This window comes from Streptomyces sp. NPDC020780, from assembly GCF_044334475.1.
Taxonomy (GTDB): domain Bacteria; phylum Actinomycetota; class Actinomycetes; order Streptomycetales; family Streptomycetaceae; genus Streptomyces.
Genome location: NZ_JBIRTB010000002.1, coordinates 424,284 through 436,982, shown reverse-complemented (window position 1 = coordinate 436,982; position 12,699 = coordinate 424,284). Strand labels below are relative to the sequence as shown.

The window sequence follows — 12,699 nt, the reverse complement described above, 5'->3', positions numbered from 1 at the left end:
CCGTCGCCGGCCCGTCCCAGGACACCGGCCGCAACCGGTGAGCGAGGACGAGGACGTGGCACGTCGAGGAGCATCCGCGAAGGGCGGGGGCGCCCGGAAGCGGCCCGACCACGCACAGGAGCCCGTCGCGGCCCCGGTGGACGGCGGCCTCGCCGAACTCGTACCCGACCGGGAACGGCCGCGCGCCCGGACCCTGCTCCTGGACGGCGCCCCGCAGTCCCATGTGGACCTCGACGACCCCGCGTACCTCTCGTTCGCCTACCAGCGCAGGCTGGGCCACGTCATCGATCTCGCCGCGCCCCCGGGCCGCCCCCTCCAGGTCCTGCACCTGGGCGGCGGCGCCTTCACACTCGCCCGGTATGTCGCCGCGGCCCGCCCCCGCTCCACCCAGCAGATCGTCGAGATCGACGCGGCCCTCGTGCAGTTCGTCCGCCGCGAACTCCCCCTGGACCCGCAGGCCCGGATACGGGTGCGTACCACCGACGCCCGCGCCGGGCTCGGCAAGATCCAGGACGGCTGGGCCGACCTCGTCATCGCCGACGTGTTCCGCGGGGCCCGGACCCCCTCCCACCTCACCTCCGCCGAGTTCCTCGCCGAGGTGCGCCGCGTCCTGAGGCCCGGCGGACAGTACGCCGCCAACCTCACCGACGGGCCGCCGCTCGCCCACCTCCGGGGCCAGATCGCCACGGCCGCGTCCCTCTTCCCCGAACTGGCCGTGGCCGCCGACCCGGCCGTCTGGCGGGGCCGCCGCTTCGGCAACGCCGTCCTGGTCGCCTCGGACCTGCCGCTCGCCGTCGCCGAACTGACCCGCAGGGTCGCGAGCGACCCGCACCCCGGCCGGGTCGAACACGGCCGTGCCCTCACCGACTTCACGGGCGGAGCCGCCGTCGTCACCGACGAGGGCGCCCGTCCCTCACCGCCCCCGCCGCCCGGAGCCTTCGACTGACCACCCGGGCCGTGTCACCGGTCGACGACTTCGGGCGCCCGGTCGTCGGCGCCGCCACCCGGACTCTCCCTTCGCCCCTCCACCTCCCCGCCCTCGAGGAGTTCGGGGCCGACGGGGTCCTCGGCGCCCGCGGCGGGTTCCGGTGAGGTGAAGAGCCGGGCATGTGAGGCGAAGAGCCGGGCATTCGGCCCGCCCACCGGAACCCCCGCCCCCTCAACCGGAGTTCGGGGAAAGAACGCGGAACTGCCCCCAGGTCCCCCGGGGCGCCCCCGAACCGCAGTGTCCCGTTCATCTTCCGGCGGGCGTCTCCGGGCCGCGGCGTGACCGCCACCCGCCGGAAAGAGCCGCGCCGAAATATGCCGCACAGGCGCCCCGTCTCGGGGCCGGCAGCCGGTTCCTGAGCCCAACACCCCGCTGAACTGGGCCTTTCAGGGGCTCGACGCCCGGTTCATGCAGGGCGTGCCGGTGAACGCAAGACCTCGGTCGGACACGTTCGCGTGACTTGCAGGACACACTCGGGCAACGGAAGCGTCTTCAACTCTTGACACCCACCCCCTTGAGGCAGCAATCTTCCGGCATCAGCGCATGGGAGCGCTCCCATATCGAACGAGGTTTTTCGCTCGTACGGGGACGGCACAGCCCATGTCCTCTCCGTACCACCGGCACCCGCCCCCACCGGCGCGTATGCCGAGCAGATCGAACGCCAGTCCCACCCTGGAACAAGGAGTAGTGGAATGCGCATCACCCGCACCGTCGCAGGTCGACGCCGCAGAGCTGCCGTCATGGCCACCACGGGCCTCACGGCCACCGCCCTGCTGCTGACCGGCTGCAGCGACTCGGACTCGGACTCCGGCAAGGCCGACGCGAACGGGAACATCACCCTGACCGTGGCCGACTTCGGGCAGTTCGGGTACAAGGAGGCGGGGCTCTTCGCGAAGTACCACGAGCTCCACCCCAACATCACGGTCAAGGAAAACACCACGGCCGAGGAGAAGGTCTACTACCCCAAGTTCCTCCAGCAGCTCAACACGGGCAGCGGACTGGCCGACGTACAGGGCATAGAGGTCGGCCGCATCAAGGAGCTCGTCGACACCAAGGCGGACGCGTTCGTCGACCTCGCCAAGGTGGTCGACACCGACCAGTGGGTCAACTGGAAGGCGCTGCAGGCCAGCACCGACGAGGGCAAGGTGATCGGCGCCGGTACCGACATCGGCCCCATGTCCATCTGCTACCGCCGCGACCTGTTCGAGCAGGCCGGTCTGCCGGCCGACCGTGAGGCGGTCGCCGCGAAGGTCGCCGGCGGCTGGGAGGACTACCTCAAGCTCGGTGAGGAGTTCAAGAAGAAGGCGCCCGAGGGCACCTTCTTCATGGACTCCGCCAGCGCCATGTACAACGGTGTGGTCAGCTCGGACTCGGAGCAGTACTACTCCAAGGACGGCAAGCCGATCTACAAGGAGAGCGCCGGCGTCAAGGCGGGCTGGAACCTCGCCGCGGAGGCGGTCGACAAGAAGCTGACCCAGGGCCTGGCCCAGTTCAGCCCGCCGTGGCAGGCGGCCCTGCGCAAGGGCAGCATCGCCACCGTGGCCTGCCCCGCTTGGATGGCGGCGCAGATCTCCACCTACGCCGGTGACGCGTTCAAGGGCAAGTGGGACATCGCCCGCACCCCCGGTGAGACCGCGGCCAACTGGGGCGGTTCGTTCCTCTCCGTGCCCGCGAAGGGCAAGCACGTCAAGGAGGCCGGTGAGCTCGTCAAGTGGCTGACCGCGCCCGAGCAGCAGGCCGCCGTCTTCAAGGCGGTCGGTGTCTTCCCGTCGAACAAGGGCGCCTACGAGCTCGCCGACGTGAAGGGCGCCAAGCTGGAGTACTTCAACAACGCCCCCATCGGTGAGATCTACGCCCAGGAGGCGCAGGTCATCCCCGCGGCCGTGCTCGGCCCGAAGGACGGCATCATCAAGGACTCCATCTCCACCCAGATCAACAACATGGAGCAGCGCGGCACCAAGCCCGACAAGGCCTGGGACGACGCCGTCGAGGCCATCGACAAGGTGATCGGCTGATCCTCACCGGTGCGGGCGGCCGGGACGCCTTCCACGCGTCCCGGGCCGCCCGCACCGGCGCCGGTTCCCGCACCGGCCCCGTGCACGGCTTCCGACACCCCCGCCGGCCCTGACCAGAGGCCGGCCTGCCCCTGCGGTGTCGGCACACCCCAGGGAAGGACTCCCACCTGTGGCAACCACGACCCCCACCCGGGGCGCACACGGCTCCCGGCCCGGCCGTCGCGCCCCGAAGCCCATGAGCCCAGGACGCCAGGCATGGCGCAGCCGGCTGTGGCGCTTCGACGACAAGGCGTCGCCGTACGCCTACATCGCGCCCTTCTTCCTCGTCTTCGGGGCCTTCGGCCTCTACCCCCTCCTCTACACCGGCTGGATCGCCCTCCACAAGGTGGAGATGACCGATCTCGACCACATGGAATGGGTCGGTTGGGAGAACTTCAGCACCATCCTCCAGGACTCCGAGTTCTGGACCGCGGTCACCAACACCTTCGTCATCGGCGTCATCTCGACCGTCCCGCAGCTGATGATGGCGCTCGGTCTCGCGCACCTGCTGAACTACAAGCTGCGTGCCAGCACCTTCTGGCGCACGGTGATCCTCACCCCGTACGCCACCTCGGTCGCCTCCGCGGCGCTCGTCTTCGCCCTCGTGTTCCGTGCGGACGGCGGTCTCCTGAACTGGGTGCTCAGCTTCTTCGGTGCCGGTGACACCAACTGGGTCAACGGCCACTGGACGTCCAAGATCGCCATCGCCGTCATCGTCATCTGGCGCTGGACGGGCTACAACACGCTGATCTACCTGGCGGCGATGCAGGCGGTCCCCTCCGACCTGTACGAGGCCGCCTCGATCGACGGAGCCTCACGCTGGCAGCAGTTCCGCAACGTGACGATCCCCGCGCTGCGGCCGACGATCCTCTTCACGATCGTCATCTCCACCATCGGCTCCATGCAGCTCTTCGGTGAGCCCCTGCTGCTCGAGGGCGGCGTCAACGGAGCCCAGGGCGGTACGGAACACCAGTACGAGACGCTCAGCATCTACCTCTACAACTACGGCTGGAATCTCCTCCACCTCGGTCCGGCCGCCGCAGTCGCCTGGGCCATGCTCGTCCTGCTGCTGCTCATTGCCGCGATCAACTGGCTCATCGGGCGCTTCGTGCGCAAGACCGCGGCCTGACGGGGAGCGATATCCATGACCACCACCAGCACCGTCACCACCCCGGACCGCCGCGGCGTCTCCAAGACCGCGGTCCGCCCCGGCGAACCGCCGCGCCGCGCCTCCCGGTTCAAGCCCGGCGCGGGCCGGCAGCACCACGCGGGACCCTTTGCCTACGTCGCCCTGGCGGTCGTCGGCATCGGCTCGCTGTTCCCTCTGTACTGGACGCTCGTCACCGCCTCCCGCACCCAGGACGAGGTACTCGACACGCCACCCCCGCTCTACCCGGGCGGCAAGCTGGTCGACAACCTCGAAGCGGCCTGGGAACAGGCCCACCTCGGGACGGCCATCCTCAACACGTTCATCGTGTCCTGCTGCATCACCGCCGCGACCCTGTTCTTCTGCACCCTGGCCGGCTACGCCTTCGCCAAGATGCGCTTCAAGGGGCGCGGAGCGCTGATGACGATGGTCATCGCCACCCTGACGGTCCCTCCGCAGCTGAGCGTCGTCCCGCTCTTCATGATGATGTCGGACATCGGCTGGGGCGGTCAGCTGGAGTCGGTGATCTTCCCGACCCTGGTGAGCGCCTTCGGCGTGTTCTTCATGCGCCAGTACCTGCTGGAGGCACTGCCGTACGAGCTCATCGAGGCGGGCAGGATGGACGGGGCGAACAACCTCCGGATCGTCCGGAGCATCGTGCTCCCCGTGGCCCGCCCGGCCATGATGGTGCTCGGCATGCTCACGTTCGTCCAGACGTGGAACGACTTCTTCTGGCCCTACCTCGCGCTGAACCAGGAGAACCCCACCCTGCAGGTCGCCCTCGGCCAGCTCAGTGCCTCCTACGTCCCCGACCAGAGCATCATCATGGCCGGCGCGCTGATCAGCACCGTGCCCCTGCTCGTCGTCTTCGTGATCTTCGGCAAGCAGATCGTCGGCGGGATCATGGCCGGCGCCGTCAAGGGCTGACCTCCTCGCCCGCCGTGCCGTCCCGTCCTGGTTCGACCCCCGGCCGTCCCGTACGGCCTGTGCCTGACCACAGGCCGTACGGGCTCCGGGGCCCGTACCTCCCCGTCCTTGTCCCTCCACCCCATGGGAGCGCTCCCGCATGACTGCCGTACGACCCGACACCACCCCCCAGCAGGCGCCCGAGGCGCAGTTCCCCACGGGCTTCCTCTGGGGCGCGGCCACCGCTTCCTACCAGATCGAGGGCGCCGCCGCCGAGGACGGCCGTACGCCGTCCATCTGGGACACCTTCAGCCGTACCCCGGGCAAGGTCCGCAACGGTGACACCGGTGACATCGCCGCCGACCACTACCACCGCTACCGCGACGACGTCGCCCTGATGAAGCGGCTCGGGCTGAAGGCCTACCGCTTCTCCGTCTCCTGGTCCCGGGTCCAGCCCACCGGCCGCGGCCCGGCGGTCGAACGCGGCCTGGACTTCTACCGCAAGCTCGTCGACGAACTGCTCGACGCCGGCATCATGCCCGTCGCCACCCTCTACCACTGGGACCTCCCCCAGGAGCTCGAGGACGCGGGCGGCTGGCCCGAGCGGGCGACCGCCGAGCGCTTCGCCGACTACGCCGCGATCGTCTCCGGTGCCCTCGGCGACCGCGTCGGCATGTGGACCACCCTCAACGAGCCCTGGTGCTCGGCCTACCTCGGTTACGGATCCGGTGTGCACGCCCCCGGCCGCACCGAGCCCGCAGCCTCCCTGCAGGCGGCCCATCACCTCAACCTCGCCCATGGCCGGGCGATCGAGGTTCTGCGCGCCCAACTCCCCGCTGCCGCGCAGACCTCGGTCACCCTCAATCTCCACCAGGTCCGCCCGCTGACCGGCAGCGAGGCCGACGCGGACGCCGCCCGCCGGATCGACGCAGTCGGCAACCGGGTCTTCACCGGCCCGATGCTGCGTGGCGAGTACCCCGAGGACCTGATCGCGGACACCTCCCACCTCGTGGACTGGTCCAAGCTGGTCCGGGACGGCGACCTCGCCTCCATCTCCCGGCCGATCGACGCCCTCGGCGTCAACTACTACACGCCGACGCTGGTCTCCACGCCCGAGGGCGGCGCCGGTGACACCCGCAACGACGGCCACGGCAACAGCGACCACTCGCCGTGGCCCGGTTCCGAGCACGTCGCCTTCCACCTCGCCGAGGGGAAGGAGCGCACGGCGATGAACTGGGCGATCGACCCCGCCGGGCTTTACAACCTGCTCATGGACGTCACCCGCGACCACCCGGGCCTGCCCCTGATGATCACCGAGAACGGTGCGGCCTTCGACGACTACGTCTCGCCCGAGGGCAAGGTCGAGGACCCCGAGCGGATCGCGTACCTGCACGGGCACCTCGACGCCGTCCAGCGGGCGATCGCCGACGGCGCGGACGTCCGCGGGTACTTCCTGTGGTCGCTGATGGACAACTTCGAGTGGGGCTACGGCTACTCGAAGCGCTTCGGTGCGGTGTACGTCGACTACGCCTCCCAGCGCCGCATCCCCAAGGCGAGCGCCCACTGGTACTCCGACGTGATCCGCCGCCACGCCCTGCCCCGGGCCGACGGCACGGTCTGACGCGACGGCGCAGGCGGGACCCGTCCGGGGGGACGGGTCCCGCTTCTGTGTGCCCGCCCGCCCCTCTCCCTTCCGTCTCCTCCCCTCCCGCCTTACCTGCTGGTTACAAGGACCCCGTAGGCTTGGGAGCGCTCCCAAGAGGTGGGTGCCGCGCAAGGACCGCAGGTCCGCGCGAGTGCCGGGGAACAGGCGGCGGGACTTGGATTGGCTATCCCGCTGTGAGAAATTGACCGCGAACGGGAGGCAGCCATGGCGGCAGCGCGAGTACGGAGTGGTGGGCGTCCCACACTCGAAGAGGTAGCGGCACGGGCCGGAGTGGGGCGGGGCACCGCCTCGCGCGTCATCAACGGCTCGCCCCGGGTCAGCGCGCAGACCAGAGAGGCCGTCGAGGCAGCCGTCGCGGAGCTGGGGTACGTGCCCAACCGGGCGGCCCGCGCGCTCGCCGGCAACCGGACGGACGCCATCGCCCTCGTCGTCCCCGAGTCCGAGACCCGGTTCTTCGCCGAGCCGTACTTCTCCGACATCGTGCGGGGGGTCGGAGCGGCCCTCGCCGACACCGAGATGCAGCTGCTGCTGACCCTGGCGGGCAACGACCGCGAGCGCCGCCGGCTGGCCCAGTACCTGACCGCGCACCGGGTCGACGGTGTGCTGCTGGTCTCCGTCCACGCGGACGACCCCTTGCCCGACCTGCTGGAACAGCTCGGCATGCCCTCCGTGATCAGTGGCCGCAGACACGCGGCGGAGACGCTGCCCTCCGTCGACTCCGACAACTTCGAGGGCGCCCGCGCGGCAGTCGACCACCTGATATCGCGGGGCCGCCGCCGCATCGCCACGATCACCGGACGCCTCGATGTGTACGGCGCCCAGCGCCGCCTGGACGGTTACCGCAAGGCCGTTGCCGCGGCCGGGCTCGACCCCGACGAACGGCTGATCGCCCCTGCGGACTTCAGCGAGGAGGGCGGCGCCCGCGCCATGCGCGAGCTGCTGGCCCGCCGCCCCGACGTGGACGCCGTCTTCGCCGCCTCCGACGTGATGGCCGCAGGCGCGCGCCAGGTCCTGCGCGAGTCCGGCCGCCGTATCCCGGACGACGTGGCCCTGGTCGGCTTCGACGACTCGGCGGTGGCCCGCCACATGGATCCGCCACTGACGAGCGTCCGCCAGCCGATCGAGGAGATGGGCCGCACGATGACCCGCGTCCTGCTCCAGGAGATCGCGAACCGCTCGTCGGGTGAGAGCCCCCAGGACCGCCCGAGGATCGTGCTGCCCACGGAACTGGTGGTGCGGGAGTCGTCCTGAGGCTTTCCGCCGGTGCCTACTCGGCGGCCGTCGCCGCCACCCTCGGGAGCCTCGGTGGCGCCTCGGCGGCGACGGTCCCGGCCGCCGTCGCGACCATGATGGTCGATGTCGCGTTCATCACCCGGCTCCAACTGCGCCTGGCTTATGACGTCGCAGTCCTCTACCGGGTCCCGCTCGACCTGTCCGACCCCGATGACATGTGGAAGCTCATTCGTGTGGCCTTCACGATCAAGAGCGGGGAAATGGTCCGGGAAGGCGTGGTCAAGGTGGTTCCGGCCCTCATGCGGCCGGTGATCAAGCGCTTCTACTCCCGAGGGGTACTGACCGCCGCGAGAGGGCTGCCCGTCGTCGGCAAGTATCTCCTGCAGCGCAATGTCATCAAGATCGGGATCCCCGTGGTCGGCGTTCCCCTCGCGGTGGTGCTGAACCGCTATACGACGCTGCTCGCGGGGCGGCACGCGCAAGCCGTCTTCCGGAACGAGGCGCGGGTGATCGAGGTCGCCGAAGGGCTGAGCAAGCGGAGCCGGCACCCGCAGTTGATGCTGTGGGTGGCGTGGCTCGTCGTCAGGGCGGACGAGAAGATCGCGGACGACGAGGCGCTGTTGATGCGGCACCTGGTGAAGCTGGTGCGGGATCGGCATCAGGTGGTCGACGAACAGCTTGCTCACCTCGTCGACATCGAGTCGGCCGAGGTGTGGCGACGCCTGGACGCCGAACCAGGCGATCTCAGCGACATCCTCGACGTGGCCGAACGGGTGGCCACTGTGGACGGTGCCCTCAGCGCTCGGGAGGCAGCCGTGATCTCCGAGCTCCGCGAGCGCTGCAGACGAGTCTGAGGCCGTCACCCGCCTCCCCCGCAGAGTCCCTGCCTGCTCGGGATGACCACAGGGACCCTCTGACGTATGAGCCCCCATCGCTCCGGTCGGCAGCCTGTCGGCCGGGGCCTCATTTTTCCTCGACACGAAAGCGGCCCCGTCTGTGACGGGGCCGCTCGTTGTGACACTGGTGTGGGGGTCGCTTGGGCCCGCCGTTCGGATCTCCGGTAGTTGGCCACGGCGGCTTACCGGTGAGTCGATCGTGGTGCCGATTGCGACGTAGGCGTCGGCGCGGAGGACTTCCGCACGAGCTCACTGGAGCAGTTCGAAGTGGGGATGGTAAGGGGAAGACGGGCAGACGTGGAGTTGCAGGTTGTTGCCGCCGGTGATGTCGATCAAAGTGAAGTTGCCGTCGCGGGCGCCCAGGTACGGCGGGCCCGGGGTCGGCCGGTCCTCCTCGGCTATCCAGGTCGCGCTGCCACCGTCCCATTCCGATGAGGCGATGGTGAGGAGCGGGACCGCCTCGGTGCCGCACTCCGGGCAGGCGCGGTCGACGGGGTCGGTGGGGCGTGCGCGCCAGCGGGGCCAGGTGAGGGAAGAGCGCAGTGACGTCGAACGGCCGCGGAGGGGTGGTAAATATGGCGTTCATGGCGGTGATGCTGCCAGCAGCCGCCGACAATGGGAGAGCGCCATCAGCGCCTCGCGCCGCCTCCATGCCGGCGGTTGTGCCGCCGAGGGGAGACAAGTCGCTCCTCGGGTGCTCCGGGTTCGGGGTGGACAGCGGCGCGGAGTCGGCGAAGACCGGCATGCCGAGTTCGACCAGCTGAGGGCGGCCATCAACAGGGGCCCGCTGGAGGCGGCTGAGATCGCCGTCGCGGCATCCACGCTGATCTGAAGTCCTTCAACCTTCCCGAGCCAATCATTGCCACGAGCTTCCCGGATGCGTTCAGGGAGGTTCTGGATGATCTCGATGGGGCCGTTGGCGGGGGTCGATCTGAAGGACCGGGCCGCGGATGCAGGCGTGCTCGTGCGTGCAAGGGGTTCCGTCGGGGTGAGAGCGCCCGGGCCGCCTGACCGGAAACGGAAAAAGATCAACCCCTGACCGAATTCCAGGTCAGGGGTTGATCAAGCAGGGTGAGTAACGGGACTTGAACCCGCGACATCCTGGACCACAACCAGGTGCTCTACCATCTGAGCTATACCCACCATGTCGCCCGGTCCTTTTCTGACCGGCCGAGAAAAAGTGTACAGGGTCCGGGAGGGTGCTCGCGCCCGAGTTCTCCGAAGCCCGGATCGCGGGCCCCGAAGGGCCCGTGACCTGCGACGTCGTCGCTTACGGCGCGGAGGGCGGCGTGTGGCGGGCCGCGATCTCCTTGGCGCGTGCCGAGTCCGGGCCGGGCGGCGGCACGAAGACCGCCTCCCGGTAGTAGCGCAGCTCCGTGATGGAGTCGCGGATGTCCGCCAGCGCCCGGTGGTTGCCGTTCTTGTCCGGACTGTTGAAGTACGCCCTCGGGTACCAGCGCCGGGCCAGTTCCTTCACCGAGGACACATCGACGATCCGGTAGTGGAGGTAGCCCTCCAGCGACGGCATGTCCCGCAGGAGGAAGCCGCGGTCGGTGCCGACCGTGTTTCCGCACAGCGGGGCCTTGCCCGGCTCCTTCACGTGCTCGCGCACGTACGCCAGGACGCGCTCCTCGGCGTCGGCCAGGGTCGTGCCCCCCGCCAGTTCGTCGAGGAGGCCCGAGGCGGTGTGCATCTGCCGCACCACCTCGGGCATCGTCTCCAGCGCCGCGTCCGGCGGGCGGATCACGATGTCCACCCCTTCGCCGAGCACGTTCAGTTCCGAGTCGGTGACCAGCGCGGCCACCTCGATGAGTGCGTCGTCCGTCAACGAGAGCCCGGTCATCTCGCAGTCGATCCACACCATGCGGTCGTTCATGTTCCCCACCCTACGGGGCACTCCGCTGCCCGGGCAGGGCCGGGCGCCCGGGGGCGTACGCATCGGAAACCCCGGCGAAGTGCTCCAGCGGACCACCGGAGCCCGCCGGCGCGGTGACGGGTGCCGGACCGGACGGGGCCGCCCCTGCGGCCCGCCGACTCGACGCCGTGCCCTGGACGGGCACGGAGGTCTCCAGCACCGTACCGACGCTCTCCATCGCCCCGCCCTGCGGACGGCGGGCCCGGTAGGCGGCCCGGTACGCGGCGGGGGAGGACCCCAGCTGGCGGCGGAAGTGCCCGCGCAGCGCGACCGGCGAGCGGAAGCCGCAGCGGCCCGCGACCTCGTCGACCGAGTAGTCGGAGGTCTCGAGCAGCCGCTGCGCCTGCAGCACGCGCTGGGTGATCAGCCACTGGAGCGGTGCGCTGCCCGTGAGCGAACGGAACCTGCGGTCGAAGGTCCGCCTGCTCATGTAGGCGCGCGCGGCCAGCGTCTCGACGTCGAACTGCTCGTGGAGGTGCTCCAGTGCCCAGGCCACGACCTCGGCGAGCGGGTCGGAGCCGATCTCCTCCGGTAAAGACCTGTCCAGATAGCGCTCCTGACCGCCACTGCGCCGCGGCGGTACGACGAGCCGGCGCGCCAGCGCCCCTGCCGCCTCGGTGCCGTGGTCGGTACGGACTATGTGGAGGCACAGATCGATTCCGGCCGCGGTGCCGGCGGAGGTGAGTACGTCACCGTCGTCGACGAACAGCTCCCGCGGATCGACGTGCACCGACGGATAGCGCTTGGCCAGCGTCGGCGCGTACATCCAGTGCGTGGTGGCCGGGCGGCCGTCCAGCAGGCCGGCCGCGGCGAGCACGAAGGCGCCCGTGCACAGACCGACGATGCGGGCACCCTCCTCGTGGGCGCGGCGCAGCGCGTCCAGTGCCTCGGCGGGCGGCGGCGATGTGATGGAGCGCCAGGCGGGCACCACGACGGTGCCGGCCCTGCTGATCGCCTCCAGGCCGTACGGAGTACTGAGTTCGAGCCCGCCGGTCGTGCGCAGCGGTCCGTCCTCACCCCCGCACACCAGCAGGCGGTAGCGCGGAACGCCCGCGTCCTGGCGGTCGATTCCGAAAACGGAGAGCGGGATGGAGCTCTCGAAGATAGGGCCCCCACTGAACAGCAGTACGGCTACGACTTCCCGGCGTCGCCGCCCGGTCAGTTTCCGTGCGGCCTCCGTTGCGGTGGCGGAGTCCTGGCTCATGACGCTAAGCCCCCCTCGGTGTTCGCGTCTCCCTGGTCCCTACGGGCCTGTCGCTCCTGCACGTTTCCCCTCGGTCTCGCACGCGTCCCCAGTCTTCGATATTCATGATCGAATCTACTGCGTTCCGTGGTGCCGACGTGACACGTTCCCCCACCGGCACTATGTCGACAAGGCAACTTGGCGCGAAGCATTCGATCACGAAGCGTTTCACCCGCGAGCGCCGCAGGGAAGGGCGCCTGGTGATCATGGCCCGTCCGCGTTGGGTCAAAGCGTACCGCGCGGTCTATTCCTGCCTGCTGGCACGTGGCTTGGTCGGCCATGACGCCAAGAAAGTGGGGTCGATAGGAAGTTGGCTGAAAACGAGCGGTTGCGTGGGTGCATTCCAGTCATGTGACCGGCGTACGACCGCGAGGGTCGACAGCTTCCGTGCGCCCCTGAGAGCTCCGGAGGGCGTCGGGTCGCCGGGATGTGAACGAGCCGGAGCCGCCCGGTGGCACGGAGTGACGGCGGGCCGGAGGGACGGGTGCGCCGCGTCCGGACGCCGCTCGCGGATTCGTCACAGGGGCCGGCGAGAACCGGAAGGGGGGCGGACCGCTCCTCCCGAGCTGGATGTACGACACAACCGGCATTGCCATACGGGGCGGTGTCGGGCATGCTCCCCCCATTGCCGCATGCGCCGTGCGAGGGCTG

Annotated in this window: 10 protein-coding genes and 1 tRNA gene; 7 read left to right on the top strand and 4 right to left on the bottom strand. The window is 69.9% G+C overall.

Translation table 11 applies throughout. From position 1 onward, the window contains the following. Positions 1 to 55: 55 nt before the first annotated feature. On the top strand, positions 56 to 946 hold the full coding sequence (locus ACH4VO_RS05245; protein WP_360987645.1) for a fused MFS/spermidine synthase: 891 nt from the start codon (positions 56 to 58) through the stop codon (positions 944 to 946). Positions 947 to 960: 14 nt separating this feature from the next. Here ACH4VO_RS05245 and ACH4VO_RS05240 read toward each other — a convergent pair whose 3' ends face one another. Then, a complete protein-coding gene (locus tag ACH4VO_RS05240) occupies positions 961 to 1,143 on the bottom strand; it encodes a hypothetical protein (protein ID WP_360987647.1) in 183 nt (60 codons plus the stop codon). Between the two features lie 537 nt (positions 1,144 to 1,680). Here ACH4VO_RS05240 and ACH4VO_RS05235 point away from each other — a divergent pair. The 6 genes from ACH4VO_RS05235 to ACH4VO_RS05210 all read left to right on the top strand — a co-directional run bounded on the left by ACH4VO_RS05235 (position 1,681) and on the right by ACH4VO_RS05210 (position 8,848). Next, positions 1,681 to 3,003, top strand: coding sequence for an extracellular solute-binding protein (locus ACH4VO_RS05235; protein WP_360987649.1), 1,323 nt, complete (start codon positions 1,681 to 1,683; stop codon positions 3,001 to 3,003). Positions 3,004 to 3,172: 169 nt separating this feature from the next. Further along, a complete protein-coding gene (locus tag ACH4VO_RS05230; RefSeq protein WP_360987651.1) occupies positions 3,173 to 4,171 on the top strand; it encodes a sugar ABC transporter permease in 999 nt (332 codons plus the stop codon). Positions 4,172 to 4,186: 15 nt separating this feature from the next. Next, complete coding sequence (locus ACH4VO_RS05225) at positions 4,187 to 5,116, top strand: carbohydrate ABC transporter permease (protein ID WP_360987653.1); 930 nt, start codon at positions 4,187 to 4,189, stop codon at positions 5,114 to 5,116. 139 nt (positions 5,117 to 5,255) lie between these two features. Further along, complete coding sequence (locus tag ACH4VO_RS05220) at positions 5,256 to 6,716, top strand: GH1 family beta-glucosidase (protein ID WP_360987655.1); 1,461 nt, start codon at positions 5,256 to 5,258, stop codon at positions 6,714 to 6,716. 249 nt (positions 6,717 to 6,965) lie between these two features. After that, positions 6,966 to 8,012 carry a LacI family DNA-binding transcriptional regulator gene (locus ACH4VO_RS05215; protein WP_360987657.1) on the top strand — a complete coding sequence of 349 codons (1,047 nt, stop codon included), beginning with the start codon at positions 6,966 to 6,968 and terminating at the stop codon, positions 8,010 to 8,012. Between the two features lie 95 nt (positions 8,013 to 8,107). Then, positions 8,108 to 8,848 (top strand): hypothetical protein, encoded by a 741-nt coding sequence (locus tag ACH4VO_RS05210; RefSeq protein WP_360987659.1) that lies wholly within the window; start codon positions 8,108 to 8,110, stop codon positions 8,846 to 8,848. A 1,112-nt stretch (positions 8,849 to 9,960) separates the two neighbouring features. Here ACH4VO_RS05210 and ACH4VO_RS05205 read toward each other — a convergent pair. The 3 genes from ACH4VO_RS05205 to ACH4VO_RS05195 all read right to left on the bottom strand — a co-directional run bounded on the left by ACH4VO_RS05205 (position 9,961) and on the right by ACH4VO_RS05195 (position 12,009). Next, positions 9,961 to 10,033: transfer RNA gene (locus ACH4VO_RS05205), tRNA-His, on the bottom strand. 127 nt (positions 10,034 to 10,160) lie between these two features. Beyond that, positions 10,161 to 10,766, bottom strand: a complete 606-nt coding sequence (orn, locus tag ACH4VO_RS05200) for an oligoribonuclease (RefSeq protein WP_360987661.1) — start codon at positions 10,764 to 10,766, stop codon at positions 10,161 to 10,163. Between the two features lie 10 nt (positions 10,767 to 10,776). Further along, positions 10,777 to 12,009: a helix-turn-helix domain-containing protein gene (locus ACH4VO_RS05195; RefSeq protein WP_360987663.1), complete on the bottom strand. Its 1,233-nt coding sequence runs from the start codon at positions 12,007 to 12,009 to the stop codon at positions 10,777 to 10,779. Positions 12,010 to 12,699: the final 690 nt, after the last annotated feature.

Excerpts from the sequence above, each read along its gene's own strand:
- ACH4VO_RS05215 (WP_360987657.1), top strand. The coding sequence starts at position 6,966 with ATGGCGGCAGCGCGAGTACGGAGTGGTGGGCGTCCCACACTCGAAGAG.
- ACH4VO_RS05235 (WP_360987649.1), top strand. The coding sequence starts at position 1,681 with ATGCGCATCACCCGCACCGTCGCAGGTCGACGCCGCAGAGCTGCCGTC.
- ACH4VO_RS05225 (WP_360987653.1), top strand. The coding sequence starts at position 4,187 with ATGACCACCACCAGCACCGTCACCACCCCGGACCGCCGCGGCGTCTCC.
- orn (WP_360987661.1), bottom strand. The coding sequence starts at position 10,766 with ATGAACGACCGCATGGTGTGGATCGACTGCGAGATGACCGGGCTCTCG.
- ACH4VO_RS05210 (WP_360987659.1), top strand. The coding sequence starts at position 8,108 with ATGATGGTCGATGTCGCGTTCATCACCCGGCTCCAACTGCGCCTGGCT.
- ACH4VO_RS05220 (WP_360987655.1), top strand. The coding sequence starts at position 5,256 with ATGACTGCCGTACGACCCGACACCACCCCCCAGCAGGCGCCCGAGGCG.
- ACH4VO_RS05195 (WP_360987663.1), bottom strand. The coding sequence starts at position 12,009 with ATGAGCCAGGACTCCGCCACCGCAACGGAGGCCGCACGGAAACTGACC.